Here is a 22,301-nt window from a genome sequence, read left to right on the forward strand (position 1 = left end):
CATGAAGAACATATTGACAAGCATCGGCTTATTGGCTTTGATACAATTCCAGCCTCTTCAGGCGCAGGAATTCAAACTCGATCCTGCCGGTTATCTTCGTAATGAAGGTGTAGATATAATGGCTTTCAGCGATGTCTATCCGGAGGGCAAACAAACCGGCGTAACTATTATTATGAACAACAATCGTGTGGCTGCCAGTGGCGATATCCGTCTGGAGACCTCTCAGGGGCAATGGCAACCGCTTCCCGTTCTGCGGAGCCGCCAGGTGAATGAGGCGGATAACAGTATAACTGTTACGTTAAGTTATCCCGATTCGTCCAGGCACATGACAGGTTTTAACCCGACCCTTTATCCGGATTTTGTATTCCGGTACACGATCCGTGTAGCAGGAGAGGGTGACGATGTCATCGTAACAGTCGATCTGGATACCCCCGTCCCTCAGAAATATGAAGGAAAAATAGGTTTTAACCTCGAGCTTTACCCGGGTTCCCTTCTGGGAAAACCCTGGATCATGGATCATAAGGCCGGTATTTTTCCTGCACAGGCGAATGGTCCGACAATCTCCTGCGAATCGAATACCCAATGGCTCGGTAACTTTAATCCGGAAGGAAAGGTCGACCTGAAACATCTTTTGGGTGACGGCACCTACAACCCGATGATTGCCGACGATATCATAGCCGCCCCTTATGCCCGCGGTAAGAAATTCACCATGAATCCGGCTGATCCTTACAACAAAGTGACGGTCCGTTCAGAAATCGGAGACCTGATCCTCTATGACGGACGTATGAATCATAACAACGGCTGGTTCGTTCTGCGGACAGAGATACCGGCGGGCGTTTCCAAGAATGCGATCAAGTGGGTGATCACTCCGAATGTAGTAAAAGACTGGATGTATACGCCGGTAGTACAGACCTCGCAGGTCGGTTACCATCCGGATCAGCCGAAGATGGCTGTGATCGAACTGGATAGCCGTGATAAGCAGATCGGTGAACCGGCTCTTTATAAAATTACGGATGCAGGTGAAGAGCTTATCCTGGACGGACCGGTACAGGAATGGGGTAAATTCTTGCGGTACAACTATCTCCGTTTCGACTTTTCGTCTATCCGGGAAGAAGGCTTGTATCAGGTTCGTTACGGTGAATCCGTTTCTCCTGTATTCCGTATTGCCGAAGACATTTATGAACGCGGCGTCTGGCAGCCGGAACTGGAGTACTTCCTGCCGATCCAGATGTGTCATATGCGGGTAAACGAAAAATACCGTGTCTGGCATGACCTTTGTCATATGGATGATGCCCGTATGGCTCCTGTGAATCTGAGCCATATCGACGGATATTCTTCAGGGCCGTCTACACTGACACAATACCAGCCGGGTGATATTGTACCCGGTCTGACCATCGGCGGCTGGCATGATGCCGGTGACTATGACCTCCGCGTGGAATCGCAGGCAGGAGAGGCTTATATCCTGGCATTGGCGTATGAACATTTCGGTATCGATTACGACGCGACAACGATCGACCATCATAAAAGGGTTACCGAGATTCATCAGCCGGACGGCAAACCGGACTTGTTGCAGCAGGTGGAGAACGGTGCATTGACCGTTGTGGCAGGTTATCGTGCTCTCGGACGTCTTTACCGCGGGATTATCTGTAACAGTGTCCGCCAGTATGTCCATCTGGGAGATGCCAGTGCCCACACCGACAATGTGACTGGAAATGAAGACGATCGTTGGGTATTCACAGAGGATAACCCGTATCGAGAACTGACGACTGCTGCCCAGTTGTCAGCAATCTCCCGGGTTTTGAAAAACTTTAACGATACATTGAGTACACAGGCATTGGATGCAGCGAAAGAACTGTACCGGATCACCCGGACTGATGAGCGGACTAAAGGAGCTAAAATACATGCGGCAGTCGAACTGTATCTGACAACCGGCGATAATTCCTATAAGGAATATGTGCTGGCCGAACAGGATTATATCGTTCAGCACATCGATCGTCTCGGCTGGTTTATCGGTCGTTTCGATAAAGCGGTGAATGATAAGAAATTCTCGCAGTCTATCCGTAAAGCATTGGTTACCGTTCGTGATCAGTATGAGAAAATGAAGTTGCAAACTCCATACGGCGTACCCGAAGATCGTGGAAACCTGAGTTCTGGTTCCTGGGATGTGCAGACGTTAGGCTATTATTACTGCTTCCTGCAGGATGCTTATCCTGATCTGTTCACACCAGACTATATTTTCAATGCAATTAACTTTATCCTGGGCTGCCATCCGGGAAGTAACACGGTCTCTTTTGCTTCCGGTATCGGAGCGAATTCGGCAACAGTGGCTTATGGAGTGAATCGCGCCGATGGTTCTTATATACCGGGTGGAGTTACTCCGGGAACAGTCCTGATTCGTCCCGACTTGCCGGAACTGGTGCCGTATCCGTTCATCTGGCAGGAAGGTGAGTATTGTATGGGGGGCGAGGCTTCTTACTTTATGTATATGGTGTTGGCTGCCCGGAAGATACTAAATGAAAAATAGGATTGTAAAACGCATTTATTTCAATGAATATGAAACGAATATATTATCTTCTGTCAGCATTGCTGATCTCCTCTTCCATTTTTGCCGGTAATTACCGGAGCTTCAAAGTCTCGGTTTATACCCGCGCATATGAGGTAGAGAAGATGAAAGATCTTGCGTGGCTGGATTCCACCTGGAATATAATCTCTCAACAGGTAAAGGTCGATAAAATCTATTTGGAGACGCACCGTGACCTGTTGATCGTTCCCGATGAAACCCTGGAACAGGCAAAGAAGTACTTCCTCGACCGAGGAATCGAAGTGGGTGGCGGCATCACCTATACGATCAATGAAGCGAATAACTTTGAAACCTTCTGTTATTCCGATCCCGAACATCGGAAGATGGTACAGGAGATAGCTGAACATACAGCCAGACATTTCGATGACTTTATCCTGGATGATTTCTTCTTCACCAGCTGTAAATCGGATATAGAAATAAAGGCCAAAGGCAGTCAGAGCTGGAGCGATTACCGCACTAAACTGATGACTGAAGCCGGTCAGACGTTGGTTCTGCAACCGGCAAAGAAAGTTAATCCGAATGTAAAGGTGATTATCAAATATCCGAACTGGTACGATCATTTCCAGGGATTGGGATTCGATCTGAAGAACGGTCCCCGGTTGTTTGACGGTGTATGGACCGGAACGGAAACCCGTGATCCGGGTAATGCCCAGCATTTGCAAAATTACCTGAGCTATAACGTGGTTCGGTATTATGAGAATCTGCGCCCCGGTCATAACGGAGGTGGTTGGGTGGATGCCGGTGGTTCCGAACTGGGAATGGACCGTTATGCTGAACAACTTTGGCTAACCATGTTCGCCAAAGCCCCTGAAATGATCCTTTTTGCCTATAACCAACTGTTGGATGTAAAGATCAGACCGGAGCACCGTACTCCCTGGCAGGGACAAGGAACCAGTTTCAGTTACGATGACATGATGAAGCCGGTCAGATCAGCCGACGGACAACAGGTGCAGCCAACTACGATTGCCCGTCCAGCCGGTGTGACTTTCGAACAAATAGATAAGTTTGTCCATAAGCTCGGGAAGCCGGTCGGGATTAAGTCTTACAAACCTTATCATTCGCTGGGGGATGACTTTCTTCCGAATTATCTGGGAATGATCGGTCTGCCGATGGATATGTATCCCGAATTTCCGACAGATCAGCAAGTCGTTTTGCTGACTGAACAGGCTAAATATGATCCGGTACTGCTTCCAAAGATGAAGGCCCAGTTACAGAAAGGCGGAGATATAGTGATTACCAGTAACCTGTTGAAAGCTATACCGGAACAAATTGCCGAGATTGCTGAATTGCGTTGTTCAGATCTGAAAGCATTGGTGAATGATTTCGGGTCTTTGGGTAAATCCGGTCGTGACCTGTTGATTCCTCAGGTTCGTTACCAGACAAACGACGCCTGGGAGCTGGCAAGTGCCGGGCGTCCTCTCAAAGGAGGTGTCAGTGGATATCCGATGTTGCTTCGGGCTCTTTATTCGAAAGGTAGTTTGTACGTGATCACTATTCCGGATGATATGGGAAGTCTATACGATCTTCCCGAAGGCGTACTGAATATATTCCGCCGGGTGATGAGCCAGGATCTGCCTGTGCGTATCGAGGCTCCGTCCAAAGTGAGCCTGTTTCTTTATGATAACGGGACATTCATTGTGGAATCATTCAATGATGAGCCTGTCACGATCCGGGTGATCACAGATGAGGGAGTAAAGCAACTGACTGATATTGTCGACGATTCCGTTGTGGTTCCGGTGAGTGAAGAAACTTCGTTCAAAGGATTCCGCTTGACACTTATGCCTCATTCGTACCGTGTATTCAAATATTAAAACAGATAGATCATGAAAAATAAGAAATTATTTCTGTCATTAACTTTGGCTGCTTTGGGTGGATTACCTTTGCAGTCACAGGCACAGCTTCAGATTAATTCGGGTTCACAGTATCTGATGAACCAGGCGAAAGATATGAGCACCGATTTCGGTGATTTCACCAACATCTTTTTCTTTGCAGATGAATTGTCATCATTTGATGTAGCAAAAGCCAGCGGTACCGTTCGATGGAAACGGTACACGCTGGAAAGCCGCCAGGCGTTCAATACAAATACAGTATTGCCTGTACCCCTGAAAATGCAGGATTTCCCCTTTACAGCTTATGTAAATGATCCCGAATTAAGATTTTCTATCGACTTTGTCTCTCCCCGTACGGTCCGTGTTCGGATGTTAACGACACCGGTGGAACCGAAGGATGAAACCTCCCTGATGCTTGCCAAAGAACCAGGCAAAGACAGCTCCTGGAAGGGAACAGAAACGGGGAATGCCGTGACATATGCAAATGCCAACGGCAGTATAACCATTGAAAAGAACCCCTGGCGTATCGTTTTGCGTGATGCGAATGGCAAGATCATGACGCAGACCCGTACATTGCATGATAACGACTCGACCCAGGCTAAGATTGTCCCGTTCAATTTTATCAAACGCGGATCGGATAACAGCCGGAGCATTAATCCGGTATTCTCTCTGGCTCCGAACGAAAAGATTTTCGGTTGCGGTGAGTCTTTCGGTCCTCTGAATAAAGTGGGACAGAGAGTACACCTGTTTGTAACCGACCCCCAAGGACCTGAAACCGACCAGCAATATAAACCTATTCCCTTCTTTATGAGTAACCGCGGCTATGGTATGTTCATGCATACCTCCGCCCCGGTGACTTGCGACTTTGGTGCGACCAATATCAATGTCAATAAGCTATTCATGGGTGATGAGACAATGGACTTTTTCGTTTTCTTCGGAGAACCGAAAGATATTCTGAATGAATATACGGAGATTGTGGGTAAGCCGGGAATGCCGCCTCTGTGGTCGTTCGGAACCTGGATGAGCCGCATCACTTATTTCTCACAAAAAGACGGATACGACGTAGCAGAAAACCTGCGTAAACATAAGATCCCCTCTGATGTGATTCACTTTGATACCGGCTGGTTTGAAACCGACTGGCAGTGCGATTACCAGTTTGCTCCGAACCGCTTCTCCGATCCGCAACTGATGTTGGATGATCTGAAAAAGAAAGGCTTCCATACTTGTTTGTGGCAGTTGCCTTATTTCACGCCGAAGAACCGTTTCTTTAGCGAGCTGATTGAAAAGGACCTGTATGTGAAGAATGGTAAAGGAGAACTTCCTTATGAAGATGTTGTATTGGATTTCTCCAATCCGAATACGGTTAAGTGGTACCAGGACAAATTGGCCAACCTGATCAAGATGGGGGTAGGCGCTATCAAGGTCGATTTCGGTGAAGCCGCTCCGTTCAATGGCATCTATGCTTCCGGTAAAAGCGGGTTTTATGAGCATAATCTTTATCCGTTGAGATATAATAAGGCTGTTGCCGATATTATCAAGGAAGTACATGGCGAAAATATTATCTGGGCGCGTAGTGCCTGGGCAGGCTCACAGCGTTACCCGTTACATTGGGGTGGTGATGCCGAGAATACAGATATGGGTATGTTGGGAACATTGCGTGGCGGTCTGTCCTTCGGTTTGAGCGGATTCTCTTTCTGGAGCCATGATATCGGAGGCTTTGTAACATCTACTCCGGAGGAACTCTATCGCCGCTGGTTGCCGATGGGATTCCTATGCTCTCACACCCGTGCACACGGTGCACCTCCTACAGAACCCTGGTTGTATAATGAAGGATTCCTGAAAGCTTTCCGTCAGAATGCGGAATTGAAATATAAACTGATGCCGTATGTCTATGCACAGGCAAAGGAATGTACGGAGAAAGGTCTTCCGATGATGCGTGCTCTCTTTGTGGAATACCCGCATGATGCCGGTGCATGGCTGGTTGAAGATGAATACTTGTTCGGTAGCCAGATGTTGGTCGCCCCGATGATGGAAAGCGGTTCCGAACGCGATGTCTATCTGCCGGAAGGTAAATGGATCGATTACCAGACCGGAAAAACGTATGCCGGAGGTTGGCATACTATTCAGACAGGAACAATACCTGCTGTAATCCTGGTTCGTGACGGTTCCGTATTGCCACATATCAAACTGGCACAGAATACAGGTGAGATGGATTGGAGCCAGCTCGAACTGAAAGTCTATGCTTCCGATGCAATCGAAGCAACCGGACTGGTTTGCCTGCCGTTAGACAATCAGCTTCATCCGTTGACAGTCTCTGTAAAAGGGCATCAGGTGAAAGCCGACGGCCTGGAAGGAAAAGTGAAATTTAAAGTGACAGACTAATAAGATAGAATATGAAACAAGCGATTGTATGTCTTACCTTCGGAACGCTGTTGTTCTCTGCCTGCCATTCGGATGCTGTCCGGCAGACAGAGAATGGAATAATCGTCCCTATTACTTCCGACGAGACAAAAGCCGTTAAACTGGAAGTGATTACTGATGATGTAATCCGGGTGATGGCATCGCCAACAGGCATATTTGAAGAAAGTGTAAATCTGATCAAAGACACGCACCAATTACCTGTCCCGGCTTTTGAGATCACCCGGAACGGGGATACCATCACGCTTGGAACAGCTACTTTACAGGCCCGTCTATTACAGAGAACAGGCGAAGTTTGGTTCACGGATAAGGTAGGGAACCTGATCCTCCGTGAACAGAATGGAGGTGGGAAAGAATTCACCCCGGTGCGGGTGGAAGGAACCAATGGTTATTCGTTTCGTCAGGTTTTTGAAAATGACGAAGAGGAAGGATTGTATGGTCTGGGACAACATCAGAGCGACGAGTTCAATTATAAAGGAAAAAACGAAGAACTGTTCCAGTACAATACGAAAGTAAGCGTTCCTTTTATCGTTTCCACCAAAGGGTATGGAATACTCTGGCATAACTATTCCCTGAGCCGTTTCGGGGATAAACGCCCCTATGCTGAACTGGGCGATGTCTTTAAACTGTATGATAAGGAAGGGCAGGCCGGTGCATTGACCGCTACTTATTATAAGGATCGGACCTCTTCGGTACAACCTTTGATCCGAAAAGAGGACAAAATCAATTATGAAGATCTGGTAACGATCAAGAATTTCCCGGAGAAATTTCCTTCCAATGAGGCTTATGCCACCTGGGAAGGAGAGATAGAACCAACAGAAAGCGGTGTACATCATTTCAAACTACATTATGCCGGATATACGAAAGTCTTTATCGATGGGAAAGAAGTGGTCGCCGAACGCTGGCGTACTGCCTGGAACCCGAACGATTATAAAACCAAAGTTCGTCTGGAAAAAGGAAAGCGTTATCCGATCCGGGTCGAATGGCTTCCGGATGGTGGTGTCTCTTATTTGGGATTGAAGGTGCTGAGTCCGTTACCCGAAGCCGAACAGAACCGTTTGGCATTCTGGAGCGAGATGGGTGATCAGATCGACTATTACTTTATCAACGGCAAAAATATGGATGAGGTGATCAGTGGATATCGTTCCGTAACCGGTAAAAGCCAGGTGATGCCTAAATGGGCCATGGGGTATTGGTTAAGTCGTGAGCGTTATAAAACACAGGATGAATTGCTGACAGCATTGAATGAATACCGGAAACGCCAGGTCCCATTGGATGTGATCGTTCAGGACTGGAGTTATTGGCCGGTAGATGCCTGGGGAAGCCATGAATTCGACAAGGAACGTTTCCCGGACCCTGCCGGAATGATCAGGGAGATACACGAGAAGGATGCCCGTTTCATGATCTCCGTATGGCCTAAATTTTATATGACGACAGAGCATTACAAGGAACTGGACCAACTGGGAGCTATGTATCAGCAAGCGATTAAAGACAGCATCCGCGACTGGATCTATCCGGGATATATCGGCTCATTCTATGACGCCTACAATCCGGAAGCACGTAAATTGTTCTGGAATCAGATGAATGAACATCTCTACAGCCTGGGTGTCGATGCCTGGTGGATGGATGCCTCCGAACCGAACGTACAGGACAATACGGATATGAATTACCGGAAGAAGTTGTGCGGACCGACTTATCTGGGTCCTTCTACCAAATATTTCAATGCCTATGCCCTGATGAATGCGGAGGCAATCTATGACGGACAGCGTGGCGTAAACCCGGATAACCGTGTTTTCCTGTTAACCCGTTCCGGTTTTGCCGGACAACAGCGGTATTCGACAGCTACCTGGAGCGGTGATATTGGTACCCGTTGGGAAGATATGAAAGCTCAGATAAGTGCCGGTTTGAACTTTGCGATGTCGGGTGTCCCTTACTGGACGATGGATATCGGCGGATTCTGTGTGGAGAAACGTTATGAGCAGGCGGAAGAAGGAAGCGAAGACCTGAACGAATGGCGCGAATTGAATACCCGTTGGTATCAGTTCGGTGCATTCTGTCCGTTGTTCCGTAGCCATGGTCAGTATCCGTGCCGGGAAATCTATAATATCGCACCGGAAGGAACGCCTACCTACAAGTCAATGAAATATTATACCGAATTGCGATATCGCCTGATGCCTTATATCTATAGCTTGGCAGGTATGACCTATTTCAATGACTATACGATCATGCGTGCCCTGGTGATGGATTATGCGGAAGATAAGAAGACCTATACTATTGATGACCAGTTTATGTTCGGTCCGGCCTTTATGGCTTGTCCGGTTCATCAGTACAAGAAACGGGACCGGGAGGTCTATTTCCCTGCCGGAGTCTGGTACGATTACTATACCGGTAAAAGTATGACTGGAGGAACTTCCCGCACTGTTGCTGCTCCGTATGAACAAATGCCGTTATTTGTACGCGGCGGCTCTATTATCCCTGCAGGTAAACTGATCCAGTCGACTGCCGAAGAACAAAAGGACCTGACGGTCTACGTGTATGCCGGTGCCGATGCCTCTTTCTCTTTGTATGAGGATAATGGGGTGACTTATGCCTATGAAAAAGGTGAGTACAGTACGATTCCGTTTTCTTATGAAGAATCAGGAAAGGAACTGACTATCGGAACCCGTTCCGGTTCTTTCCCTGAAATGGCTATGGAACGGAATATAAAAGTTATCTTTGTTACACCTGAATATCCGGCGGGAAAGGAAGTCTCTGCTGTATATAAAGGCGAACAGTTAACCATTTCGTTATCCTGATAAACTAACATGTATGAAACAATTAGCAATTGTATTCTTTAGTCTCTTGTTGGCGGCCTGTTCGGCCGACCGGCAGGGACGTGAGAGAACCTCCTTTAACAACGACTGGCTATTCTCGCTGACAGACAACCAGGCGGATCTTTCCGCTCCGGATGCCGACGATACCGGCTGGAGGCAACTGAACCTTCCGCATGACTGGAGCATCGAAGCAGATTTCTCCAAAGAGAATCCGGCGACACCCGGGGGTGGAGCCTTGCCCGGTGGTATGGGCTGGTACAGGAAGCATTTCAAGATACCGGAAAGTGACCGGGGAAAGCTGGTCTATATCGACTTCGACGGTGTTTACCGTTGCAGTAAGGTATGGCTGAACGGTCATCTGCTGGGATTCCGTCCGAACGGATATATCTCGTTCCGTTATGATATGACTCCTTATCTGAAATACGGTCAGGAAGAGAATGTACTGGTTGTACAGGCTGACAACTCGCAGCAACCTAACTCACGCTGGTATTCGGGATCAGGTATCTACCGGAATGTCTGGTTGGTTAAAACCGGTCAGGTTCATGTGGATCAGTACGGAACGAATATTACAACTCCGGATGTCGCACAGGAGAGGGCGATGGTAGTGATTGAAACGACACTGAAGAATACTTATGCAGCTGCAGTTACTGCCGAGTTGACGACAATCATTAAAGCCCCTTCCGGAAAAGTTATTGCACATACCTCTCTTCCGGTCGAACTACCGGAGAACGGTAGTGATATTATTAAACAGACTCTTGAGGTAAAAGCCCCTGAATTGTGGGGAATAAAAAATCCCGCATTATATACTGCTGTAACTGAAGTAAGATCCGGAAATCAACTGACCGACCGATATGAAACAACCTTCGGTATCCGTACTTTCCGGTGGGATGAGGCAACCGGTTTTTATCTGAACGGAGAACCGACAAAGGTGTTGGGTGTTTGTCTGCATCATGACCTGGGATGCCTGGGTACGGCCGTTAATAAACGTGCGATCGAGCGTCAGTTGCAGATAATGAAAGATATGGGTGTCAATGCGATCCGTACCAGCCATAATCCACCGGCTCCCGAATTACTGGAACTATGCGACCGGATGGGACTGCTGGTACAGGATGAATCGTTCGATATGTGGAGAAAACGAAAATCGCCTTACGATTATGCACAATACTTTGACGAATGGCATGAACGGGACCTGACCGACCAGATCAAGCGTGACCGTAACCATGCCTCCGTTTTCATGTGGAGTATCGGAAATGAGGTACTTGAACAATGGTCGCATGCGGATGCCGATACACTGAGCCTGCAGGAAGCGAACCTGATCCTGAATGCCGGTCATAAGATAGATCCGGCTTTGCTGGAGGATAGCACAATGAGTGTCCAGTCGTTGATCACGATCGCTTTGGCTGATATTGTCAGAAAGTTGGATACTACCCGTCCGGTAACTGCCGGAAATAACGGTGTAGATCCGGCCAACCATCTGTTCCGTTCCGGTGCACTCGATGTGTATGGTTTCAACTACCATGAGAAAGACTATGCCCCTTTCCCACAGGTCTATCCGGGCAAGAAGCTGATCGTCAGTGAATCTACATCGGCTTTGATGACACGCGGTTATTACCAGATGCCATCCGACGAAATGTATATCTGGCCCGAATCATGGGACAAGCCTTTCGATCGTCCTGAACACCTTTGTTCTTCTTACGACAACTGCCATGTTCCCTGGGGATCGACCCATGAAGTAACCTGGCACGAGGTAAAACGTTTGCCGTATGCTTCCGGAATGTTTATCTGGACCGGTTTTGATTATCTGGGTGAGCCGACACCTTACTGGTGGCCGAGTCGCAGCAGTTTCTTTGGTGTCGTCGACCTGGCAGGATTCCCGAAAGACGTGTATTATATGTACCTGAGTGAATGGACCGACCAGCCGACCCTGCATCTATTCCCGCATTGGAACTGGAAAGAGGGTGAAGAAGTAGATGTCTGGGCCTATTACAACCAGGCGGATGAGGTGGAACTATTCTTGAATGGTAAGAGTCTCGGCACGAAAAGTAAGAATGACAGTACCTACCATGTATCCTGGCGTGTTCCATTTACACCGGGTACGTTGAAAGCCGTATCCCGTAAAGCCGGAAAAGAAGTGCTGGCGCAGGAAATCCATACTGCAGGCGAGGCTGCCGAGCTAGCATTACTCCCTGACCGTCGGGTTATTCAGGCAGATGGTACGGATCTCTCTTTTATAACCGTTGAGGTAAAAGACAAAGCCGGTAACCTGGTCCCCCGTGCCGATAACTTGATTCGTTTCTCGGTGGAAGGAGACGGCTTTATTGCCGGAACGGACAATGGCGATCAGAATGATCCCAACAGTCTGAAGAAACCGGAACGAAATGCATTTTACGGGAAAGCCCTTGTCGTTGTTCAAAATACCGGCAAGAAAGGGATTATCCGTGTAAGAGCAACAGCCGACGGTTTGCCGGATGCTGTAACTGAAATAGAAGTTCAATAAAGAAGTAAATATGAAGAAATTAATAACTATGATTGTGCTTTCCTTTTGTATGACCGTTGCGGTATCGGTAGCACAGCCCGTAAATAAAGAGGATCAGCAAATGGAAAAACGTATTGAGACACTGATCTGTCGGATGACACTGGAAGAAAAAGTAAGTTTGTTGCATGGAAATTCCAAGTTTTATGTGTCGGAAATCAAACGTTTGGGTATTCCGGAATGGAGCTTGAGCGACGGTCCTCACGGGGTTCGTGCGGAGATCAACCGGCATGACTGGGGATATGCCAACTGGACTACCGATTCATCGACCTATTTTCCGACAGGTACGGCTTTCGCTGCAGCCTGGAATCCGGAGCTTGCCTATTACCGTGGGGAAGTACTGGGTGAAGAAGCCCGCTGGCGTAAAAAAGACGTGTTGCTGGGCCCCGGTGTGAATATTATCCGTAGCCCGTTGTGCGGACGTAACTTCGAATATATGAGTGAGGACCCTTATCTGAACTCTGTATTGGCCGTCCGGTATATTCAGGGATTGCAAAGCCGTGATGTCGCATGCAGCGTGAAGCATTTTGCTCTGAACAACCAGGAAACGAACCGTACCACCGTCGAGGTGGAATGTAGCGAACGTGCCCTCCGCGAAATCTATCTGCCCGCATTCAAAGCCGCTGTACAGGAAGGCGGTGCCCTGACCGTGATGGCTGCCTATAACAAATACAAAGGCGATTGGTGTGCAGAAAACAAATACCTGGCACGCGATATCCTTCGTGACGAATGGGGTTTTAAAGGCGTATATGTGACCGACTGGGGGGCAGCCCATAGTACGGTAAAATCTGCTATTGCCGGTCTGGATCTGGAAATGGGGACCAATATAGAAAATTATGATGACTGGTATTTTGCCAACCCTCTGATAGAGGCGGTAAAAAAGGGTGAAATCCCCGAAAGCCTGGTAGACGAAAAAGTGGGTAACGTACTCCGCGTCATGATCAAAACGAAAGTACTAGATCCCAAGAAACGCTTTAACCAGAGTTCTATCAATACGCCGGAGCATCAGCAGGCAGCTTATCAGGCAGCAGCCGAAGCGATTGTGTTATTGAAAAATAAGGAAAACCTGTTGCCGTTGGATATCTCGTCGGTGAAAAGCATTGCAGTGATCGGCGACAATGCCACCCGCCGGCATTCGGATGGTGGACTGAGTTCCGAGATCAAGTCTTTGTATGAAGTCACTCCGCTGGAAGCAATCCGTATGAAACTGGGTGACCGTGTGAAAGTCAATTTTGCACAGGGATATGAAAAACTATCCACTTTTATCGAAGGAAGTAATAACGGGCAGAATGCTGGCAGTTTTACCGATGGAAATCAGGTAAACGAGAAGTTATTGAAGGAAGCAGTCGACGCAGCCCGCAACAGCGATGTGGCGATCGTTGTCGGAGGGTTAAATCATGATTATGATACGGAATCGGCAGATCGTCAATATATGGAATTGCCTTACGGTCAGGTGCAATTGATCCAGGAAGTGATCAAAGCCAATCCCAGAACGATCGTGGTGATCGTTGCCGGTTCGCCGGTGAATATGGTTGCTTTGGATATCTGTGCCCCGGCAATCCTTTGGGGATGGTATAACGGAATGGAAGGTGGAAATGCCTTGGTGGATGCCATTACCGGGAAGGTGAATCCCAGTGGCAAAATGCCTTTTACCACCCCTGTTACACTGGAACAATCTCCGGATATGGCTTTAGGTAATTTCCCCGGAAGAGATCTGAAAGTAAAATATGAAGAAGATATCCTGGTAGGTTATCGCTGGTATGACACGAAACGGTTACCGGTGGTCTATCCGTTCGGCTATGGTCTGTCTTATACTGACTTCTCTTTTGGAAATCTGGCTACCGACAAGAAAACGTATGGCCAGGGGGAAACGATCAAAGCCACTTTCACATTGACGAATACCGGAAAAAGAGATGGTGCCGAAGTTGCCCAACTCTACGTAAGCGATCCGGAATGTTCAGTCATGCGTCCGGTAAAAGAACTGAAAGGTTTCAGGAAAGTTTTTTTGAAAGCAGGTGAAAGTAAACAGGTAGAAATAGATATCCCAGTAAGTTCTTTGGCTTTTTACAGCGAAGCACAGAAGCAATTCGTTGTAGAACCGGGTACTTTTATCTTGTATCTGGCTACTTCCGCAGAAAATATAAAGTCTGATATGTCTATCGAAATTCAGTAGTAATTTTCCCTCTCCGGAGAGGAGGGGACAGGGGTGTGTTAAAGTCTCGCCGTACAGCAGTCTTTAACACACCTCTTTTCCTTTTTAATTCTTCTTCAGCGTATAATCCGTAATCCCCAGCGCTTCATAAGCCTGAAGCAGTGCCTCGTCATTATCGGAAATCATCAGTAACTTATCATTTTCCATCAGGACCGTATTTCCTTTAGGAATGAAATAACGTCCGTCACGCATGACCATTACCGCCAGCGTATGGTCGGGCAGCGTAAGCTCCATCAGCTTGTTCCCATGTGTAAGCACTTCGGGAGTAACATCGATCTCGCTCATCGCGCTCTTAATACCTTCCGGCAATTCGATACCGAATACATCCTTCCGTTCCGGTTCATCGATCATATCCAGCCATTTGGCAGCCTGCGTCACCGTCGTACCCTGTATCAGCAGAGACAGGATTGTGATAAAGAATACCACATTGAATATCAGTCCGGCATGCTCGACCCCCGCAATCAGCGGATAAGTGGCAAAGATAATTGGTACGGCTCCGCGAAGCCCTACCCACGAAATATACAGTTTCCCTTTGAAAGAGAAGTTCTTATAGGGGAGCAGGCAGAGAAAAACACTGATCGGACGGGCGAAAATGATCATAAAGATACCGACCGTCAGACCGATGGGAGCTACCGGCAACAGTTCGTGCGGATTGACAAGTAGTCCCAACGTAAGGAACATCACGATCTGCCACAACCAGGCAAAACCGTCGAAGAAAGTACCGATACTCTTCTTGTGGACGATCTTGGCATTCCCGACTACCAATCCGGCGATATATACGGCCAGGTAGCCGTTCCCTTTGCAGAGCGAGGTCGCAGCGAAGGTAAAGAATGCAGTAGCCAGTAGCAAGATCGGATACAGCGACTCATTATCGATATCGATCTTATTGATAATGAGTACCGCCAGTTTCCCGAACAGGTAACCGGCCAGGGCACCTACCGATAACTGGATCACCAGCGACAAGATTGCATCGCCAAGATTCATCCCGGCAGTTTGGATATAAGCGATCAGCAGCAAGGTAAGCATATACGCCATCGGGTCGTTACTACCACTTTCCAGCTCCAGGGTCGGTCGGAGCCGTTCTTTCAGATACACGCCTTTACTTCGAAGGATGGAAAATACAGAAGCCGAATCGGTTGACGACATAACGGCTGCCATCAGCAGGGATTCGGGGAGCGTGAGTGTTTCATAACCGGTCACGAGCTTGGACAGATAATAAATGAATCCACCCGTAATGAACGTAGTCGCCAGTACACCGACTGTCGCCAAAATGACCCCTTGCGACGCAATGGGTTTTACCTCGGATATCTTCGTGTCCATACCGCCTGAGAACAGGATGATACTCAACGCCAGCATACCGATGAACTGCGCAATATTCGGATTACTGAACTGGATTCCCAGTCCGTCACTACCGAATAACATACCGACTCCCAGGAAAAGCAACAGCGCGGGGAGTCCGAAACGATAACCTGCCTTACCGGCAAAAATACTGAAAAAAAGAATGACGGAAGCAATCAACAAGATTCCCTCCGCATTGTGTAAGAGTTCTAAATTATGGAACATAAGCGGAAACGGTTTACTCAATTATCCTTCAAAATAACAAAAAAAAGCTGAAACTACAATGGAATGAATGTCGAAATATATGGCTCATATACTGACTAATGAATATAATACGTATCTTTGTCGACATAAAATAAACACTATGCATAAAACACATTTATTCTCACTATTGTTCATCCTCCTGATAGGGGCAGCATGCAACAAACAGCAGCATTTTATCTCTGACGATGCATTCAGAGCCGAAGTAGAGAAAGATTTCCAGGCCAAACAGGCGGCTTTGCCTGACGGAGATCTGTTCACAGTTTTCAATCAGCAAATGACGCCGGAAGAAAGAGAGGCACTTACATTCCTGTATGCCTATATGCCGATCGGCGACATTACCGATTATGATGGAAAACTTTATCTGGATAATATCCGTAGTTCTTTCAAGGCAAAAGAAGAAATGCCCTGGGGCGACAGTATTCCTGAGGAGATCTTTCGCCATTTCGTTCTGCCTATCCGCGTGAACAACGAGAACCTGGATGAAAGTCGTATGGTCTTTTTCGACGAACTGAAAGATCGTGTGAAAGGCTTGTCATTATACGATGCCGTGCTGGAAGTGAACCACTGGTGTCATGAAAAAGTAATTTATACGCCGTCCGATGCCCGCACAAGTTCTCCGCTGGCTTCTGTAAAGACTGCTTACGGACGTTGCGGTGAGGAATCTACCTTTACGGTAGCAGCACTTCGCTCGGTAGGTATCCCTGCCCGTCAGGTATATACGCCGCGTTGGGCACATACCGACGACAACCATGCCTGGGTAGAAGCCTGGGTAAACGGCAAATGGTACTTCCTGGGTGCTTGCGAACCGGAACCGGTTCTGAACCTGGGATGGTTTAACGGTCCCGCTTACCGTGGTATGCTGATGCATACGAAGGTATTCGGTAAATATCATGGTCCGGAAGAAGTCATGCTCGAAACAGACGGTTATACGGAGATCAATGTGATCGACAACTATGCACCGACAGGAAAAGCAGTTGTCACTGTAGTCGATGCGGACGGTAAGCCGGTTTCCGGAGCAGACGTGGAATTTAAGATTTATAACTATGCCGAGTTCTATACCGTAGCCAACAAGAAAACGGATGCGGAAGGAAAGACATTCCTGACAGCCGGTAAAGGCGACATGTTCGTTTGGGCAACCAAAGACGGCAAGTTCGGTTTCGATAAGGTCTCTTTCGGTAAAGGCGACGCTACCATCAAGCTGGATAAGAAACCGGGTGATGCTATCGAAGCTGTAGCCCTCGACGTTATTCCGCCGGTAGAAGGTTCTATTGCCGTGGAAGTAACTCCCGAACAGAAGGAAGCAAACGCAGCCCGCCTGTTGGAAGAAGATGCGATCCGTAACAAATACGTCGCTACTTTCTATACGGAAGAAAAAGCGGAAGCACTGGCAAAAGAATTGGGTATCGACCCGTTGAAAACATCCGACTATCTGATCGGCAGCCGTGGTAACTGGATGGAGATCGAAAAGTTCCTGCGTGAGACTCCGGCTGACAAACGTCCGGTAGCAATGGCTTTACTGGATGTGATCTCTGCTAAAGACCTTCGTGACACGCCTGCATCTGTGTTGGCTGATCACTTGAACAACTCGGAAGTGGTTAAAGGCGACTTCTTCAATGATTATGTCCTGAATCCGCGTGTAGCGAACGAGTTCCTCACTCCGTACCGCAGTTATTTCCAAAAGAACGTGGATGCCGAACTGGCAAAACAAGCAAAAGAAGACCCGATGGCTTTGGTAGACTGGGTAAAGAAGAATATCACAATCAAGAATGAACTCAACTCACAGCGTATCCCGGTTATGCCGATGGGCGTATTCAAATCGCGCGTAGCCGATACCGGATCACGTAATATTTTCTTTGTGGCTGCCTGCCGTAGCCTGGGTATCCCGGCACGTATCGAGCCGGTAGCCCGCAAGGTACAATATATGAAAGACGGCAACTGGATGGACGTGGACTTTGAAGCTGCTGTTCAGACAACCGCTAAACAGGGTAAGGTCGTTGCTTCCTATGCTCCGATCAAGGCTTTGCAGGACCCGAAATATTACAGTCATTTCACGATCGCCAAGATATTGCCGAGTGCTAAGTTGCAGACACTGAACTTTGAACGTACCGGTAATGTGGATATGGGTGTAGGCGATACCTGGAGCAGTATGTTGAAGACTCCGCTGAGCATGGACGAAGGTAACTATATGATGGTAACCGGAACCCGTATGGCTAACGGCAGTGTATTGGCAGAAGTTTCTTTCTTCAATGTAGAGCCGGGCAAGACAACCCCGACAAAACTGGAAATGCGTGAAAACACGGACGAAGTTCAGGTGATTGGTAACTTCAACTCTGAAAACAAGTTCAAACGTGCCGACAACGGCGAAGAAACCAGCGTACTGGCAACAACGGGCCGCGGTTATTATGTGGTAGCTATCCTGGGTTCTCGCCAGGAACCGACTAACCACGCTATGCGCGACATCGCTGCCGTGAAGAAGGACCTGGAAGAATGGGGCCGTAGCATGGTGCTTCTGTTCCCGGATGAAAAGGGTTATCAGAATTTCGATCCGAAAGAGTTCGGCGACCTGCCTAACACAATCACTTACGGTATCGATGCCGACAACCATATCCAGAAAGAGATCGCATCAGCCATGAAACTGGCAAATGCCAGCCAGCTCCCGATCTTCATCATCGCCGATACCTTCAACCGTATCGTATTCGTATCCCAGGGATACACGATCGGTTTGGGTGAACAGTTGATGAAAGTGATACATAAGTTGTAATATACATTACCTATTATACATAGAAACCCTCATTGCCGGTTTTCGGTAGTGAGGGTTTCTTTTATCAATATAACAACCTTTAACATGAGAATGTTATAACTTGATATCTTGTTTGCTATATTTGTATAGTGTAAACGTTATAACATTGTGTGAGTATGGAAAGAAATATAGTGCAAATAGGAAATAGTATGGGGGTTATATTACCTGCCCGTCTTTTGAAGCGGTTGAATCTATCGGCTAAAGATCCGGTAATCATCTCGCAGAAAAATAACAGTATTGTGATTAAGCCTGTACCGCGTAGGAATTGGGAAGCTGCAGCTTCACAGATGCATGCAGCCGGGGATGATAATTTGATTATACCTGATGTCCTGGAGGATGAAAAGCTGGAGGGGCTGGAATGGTAGAAAGATATGGAATTTATTGGGTAGACCTTAATCCGACCAAGGGGAGTGAGATAAATAAGATAAGACCGGCGGTTGTCGTATCACCTGACGAGTTGAACCGCCATCTGAATACTGTTATAATTATTCCTTTGACATCGACACTTACTCCTTATCCCTGGCGAGTAAGCTGTACGCTAAATGGGAAAAGCGGGATGATAGCTACCGACCAGATTCGGACTGTTGACAAACAGCGGATAGGAAAACAGGCAGGAGCATTGAATGAGGATGAAATAGATCGTTTGGTCGAAGTGCTGGAAGAGATGTTTGTTTTGTAATACTTTGTAGATACCTCTTTATAGAAATAATGAATGAAGGCTGTCGTTTTGAGCGATGGCCTTTTTTTGTTTCTGAACTTCGGATATACGATCACGAAATGATTGACTAAAACTCCCCCTTTTGGACGGCTAAAATGATCCGAAATAGCCCTTTTAACAATAGAGATGTATTAGTATTTAAATATGGGAAACTCTTTTACTTATTTCTGTGCGAAGAGATTCGGGTTGACGTCGGCAATCCCATATTAGATGTATATAGATATAATCAGTATGGGCTGTGTAAATGATTTTTGTGTTTTCTACAACCAAGGAACGATATTCTAGTGTTCCGAAATCGATAAGAAATGGGTCTATAAAACCTAGTAAAGGATGATTTTTTAGAAGACTGACATCATTCTGATACCTGTCTTTAACCTTTTTGGCAATGTGGATACCAAAATTATGCCTACAATACTGAGTGATTTGTGATAAATCATCTAATGCCAATGGATGCCATATAAGTCTCATACCCATTTATCCATTATAGCATTGGCTTCTTCTTCTGAGATACCTTTTCCTGCGATAGCGTCGGCTTCTGTAATGGTTAGACGTTGTTTTACTTCTTCAAGTGTATAAGTACAAGGACTCTTTTCGTTAACGGATAACCATTTACGAAGCTCAGAACGAACTTTATCCAATATTTCGGAATTATTTATATTTAATATTTCCTGAATGAGTTCGGTTTTACGTGCTTCTAATTCAAAAGTCGTCATATTCAGCTCCTCTCTATTTTGATATAAGAACAAAGATAGTTATTTATGTGATAAATAACAATTTCTTATTGAACTTCGGATATACGAGCACGAAATAATTGACTAAAACTCCCCCTTTTGGACGGCTAAAATGGCCCAAAATAGCCCTTTTAACATTTGCATACTGAAATCATGGAAAAAGGTATACTGATACACAGCTTATTAAGAGATGTACATGCGTACATATTTATATGAATAGTTGCTAGTAGAAAAGATGGTATAATGACTAGATATATAGGGAAGTACGAACTGCTCGGAATGACTAATTTTAACGTTCCTTTTTTCTCGCCAGCAAAGTTACTTCATTTTTTCAAATCGACAATACTTTCCCTAATAATTTCACCTTTCCTATATCCTTTCTTATCAACCGAATAGCAAAGTTTGTACGAAATAGCCACTTCAACTCACGAACCCCTAAAAAATGGCGAGAAAAAAGGAACGTTTAAACTAGTCATTCACTCTTGGAAACGTTCCTAATCTAAGGTTAAAAGGCTTTTTAAGTAACACTATTATTAATATTAAATTAAAGATTATGAACAAAAGGTTTTACACACTTATGGCCGGTCTCATGCTGGCTGGAAGCGCGTTCAGTACCGCAAGTGCGACCAAGATCACTAAGGATCAGTTCTTAGGGGCTATTAATGAGTCGACAAAAGTATTGGATGTAAATAGTTTGAAATTATCAGACAATGCAATCGAGTTGTCAGAAGACATTGAGTTGAAAGTTACAGCTGATTCTAATACTCCAGGACAGTATGTTATCATCAACACTCCTAATATTACATTGACGAGTCTAGAAGCAGGAAAACCTGTGACATTGACTGGTCGTGTTATTGTTGCAGCCAATGGTGTGACAATCAGTGGTATGAAACTGAATAACACTGTTCAGCTTGGAACAGGTGGCGGCGTACAGGGTGGTTTTTGGAATAATACTGCTCTTACTATTTTTGCTGATGATGCAACTGTTACAAATAATGAGATTACCGGTTCGATAGCAGAAGGTAATACAAACAATTGCATAAATGGTATTAAGATCTATCCTCAAACTGAAAATACATCTTATACTATCAAAGGTAATACATTGAAAGGTTTTGCTACTTTGATTGGTAACCAATGGTATTCTTCTGCTTTCCAAGTTTATGAGGGTGCTGCTGTTATTTCAGATGAATCGGGAGAATCAATTCCTGCCGCATTGGCTAATTTAAAAGGTATTGGCGACAATGTTTCTGCAACAATCAAAGGAGGATTCAATGCGGCTGCCATTCAAGGTGATAATACGTTTGTAGGTAATGACGCTGACATCGTAGTTCGTAGCGGACGTGAAACTGATACACAAAACTATAAGACTACTGCTGCTGTCATTACTATGCCGAAAGATGCAACAAAAGCCGAAGCTCAGAAAGTTGCCTTGACGGAAGCTATTACAAAAGCTACTGAAGATGCAAGTATCAGTTTTGGTGGAAGTGCGGAAGAATTGGCAAAATTGTTGGAAGGTGTGACATTGACTGGTGCCAACGTAGCCGTAGCATGTTCTGATGTAAACATTCTTTATGGTGACGCTGAAAATCCGAATAATGGCAAGGATGCTGTTATTAACGGTATTGCTCCGGCTGTTAAGGAAGTATACGGATATAATTTGATCGAAAATCCGGGTAATCCAAGTGAGTATGCTATGTTGATTTTGACTGCAGGTGAAAATCAATTTGTTGTATACCAAGAAGGTGCAGATTCTAAAATTAAACAAGTAACGAGTGCCTCTGTACTTGAGGAATATGAAACGAATCCCGCTTCTTTGTGGAAGATGACTTCTGGTAAGAATGCTGATGGTTCTCTGTGGTACAAGTTTGAAAACCAAGAAGGTAAGCTGTTGAAAGCTACAGGAGGTAATAATGCTACAGATGGTATTTTCTTTGCAAAGAATAAGGTTGCTTATAGTGAAAATGGAGTTGTATTGTCCAATATTGCAGATGATAACGAATACAGCTACGGTCTTTACAATGCTGGTTACAACAAATTATCTGTTGAAGATCTGAAATGGTTTGA

13 protein-coding genes are annotated in these 22,301 nt (G+C 46.2%); 10 read left to right on the forward strand and 3 right to left on the reverse strand.

Going from position 1 to position 22,301, the window contains the following annotated elements:
* The first annotated feature begins 1 nt into the window (after nt 1).
* The 6 genes from DXD68_RS14295 to DXD68_RS14320 are packed head-to-tail and all read left to right on the forward strand — an operon-like array spanning nt 2 to nt 14,347.
* Nucleotides 2–2,524, forward strand: coding sequence for a glycoside hydrolase family 9 protein (locus DXD68_RS14295; protein ID WP_122362234.1), 2,523 nt, complete (start codon nt 2–4; stop codon nt 2,522–2,524).
* A gap of 29 nt (nt 2,525–2,553) precedes the next feature.
* Nucleotides 2,554–4,392, forward strand: a complete 1,839-nt coding sequence (locus tag DXD68_RS14300) for a hypothetical protein (protein WP_233577158.1) — start codon at nt 2,554–2,556, stop codon at nt 4,390–4,392.
* A gap of 12 nt (nt 4,393–4,404) precedes the next feature.
* Nucleotides 4,405–6,792, forward strand: a complete 2,388-nt coding sequence (locus DXD68_RS14305; RefSeq protein WP_122362235.1) for an alpha-xylosidase — start codon at nt 4,405–4,407, stop codon at nt 6,790–6,792.
* Nucleotides 6,793–6,803: 11 nt separating this feature from the next.
* Nucleotides 6,804–9,623: a TIM-barrel domain-containing protein gene (locus DXD68_RS14310; RefSeq protein WP_122362236.1), complete on the forward strand. Its 2,820-nt coding sequence runs from the start codon at nt 6,804–6,806 to the stop codon at nt 9,621–9,623.
* Between the two features lie 13 nt (nt 9,624–9,636).
* Entirely contained in the window at nt 9,637–12,138 is a 2,502-nt protein-coding gene (locus tag DXD68_RS14315) for a sugar-binding domain-containing protein (protein ID WP_122362237.1), read from the forward strand.
* Nucleotides 12,139–12,148: 10 nt separating this feature from the next.
* A complete protein-coding gene (locus tag DXD68_RS14320; protein WP_122362238.1) occupies nt 12,149–14,347 on the forward strand; it encodes a glycoside hydrolase family 3 C-terminal domain-containing protein in 2,199 nt (732 codons plus the stop codon).
* A gap of 84 nt (nt 14,348–14,431) precedes the next feature.
* On the opposite strand, the gene DXD68_RS14325 is transcribed toward DXD68_RS14320, so the two are convergent.
* Nucleotides 14,432–15,949, reverse strand: a complete 1,518-nt coding sequence (locus DXD68_RS14325; RefSeq protein WP_122362239.1) for a potassium/proton antiporter — start codon at nt 15,947–15,949, stop codon at nt 14,432–14,434.
* A gap of 139 nt (nt 15,950–16,088) precedes the next feature.
* Here DXD68_RS14325 and DXD68_RS14330 point away from each other — a divergent pair, with 139 nt between their 5' ends.
* The 3 genes from DXD68_RS14330 (at nt 16,089) to DXD68_RS14340 (ending at nt 19,467) form a co-directional block, all read left to right on the forward strand.
* Nucleotides 16,089–18,749 carry a transglutaminase-like domain-containing protein gene (locus DXD68_RS14330; protein ID WP_199715680.1) on the forward strand — a complete coding sequence of 887 codons (2,661 nt, stop codon included), beginning with the start codon at nt 16,089–16,091 and terminating at the stop codon, nt 18,747–18,749.
* A 155-nt stretch (nt 18,750–18,904) separates the two neighbouring features.
* A complete protein-coding gene (locus DXD68_RS14335; RefSeq protein WP_122362240.1) occupies nt 18,905–19,153 on the forward strand; it encodes an AbrB/MazE/SpoVT family DNA-binding domain-containing protein in 249 nt (82 codons plus the stop codon).
* On the forward strand, nt 19,147–19,467 hold the full coding sequence (locus DXD68_RS14340) for a type II toxin-antitoxin system PemK/MazF family toxin (RefSeq protein ID WP_122362241.1): 321 nt from the start codon (nt 19,147–19,149) through the stop codon (nt 19,465–19,467). The genes DXD68_RS14335 and DXD68_RS14340 overlap by 7 nt, the downstream gene beginning before the upstream one ends.
* A gap of 177 nt (nt 19,468–19,644) precedes the next feature.
* On the opposite strand, the gene DXD68_RS24855 is transcribed toward DXD68_RS14340, so the two are convergent.
* Together DXD68_RS24855 and DXD68_RS14350 are read right to left on the reverse strand one after the other, a co-directional pair.
* The gene (locus DXD68_RS24855; RefSeq protein WP_122362242.1) at nt 19,645–19,980 is read right to left on the reverse strand and encodes a type II toxin-antitoxin system RelE/ParE family toxin; all 336 of its coding nucleotides are present in this window, start codon (nt 19,978–19,980) and stop codon (nt 19,645–19,647) included.
* On the reverse strand, nt 19,971–20,219 hold the full coding sequence (locus DXD68_RS14350) for a hypothetical protein (protein WP_122362243.1): 249 nt from the start codon (nt 20,217–20,219) through the stop codon (nt 19,971–19,973). The genes DXD68_RS24855 and DXD68_RS14350 overlap by 10 nt, the downstream gene beginning before the upstream one ends.
* Nucleotides 20,220–20,790: 571 nt before the next feature.
* Between DXD68_RS14350 and DXD68_RS14355 the strand changes: the two genes are divergently transcribed.
* Nucleotides 20,791–22,301, forward strand: a 1,511-nt coding sequence (locus tag DXD68_RS14355) for a hypothetical protein (RefSeq protein ID WP_199715683.1), incomplete at its 3' end; no start/stop codon positions are given.

It is taken from the genome of Parabacteroides sp. TM07-1AC, from assembly GCF_003480915.1.
Lineage (GTDB): Bacteria > Bacteroidota > Bacteroidia > Bacteroidales > Tannerellaceae > Parabacteroides > Parabacteroides chongii.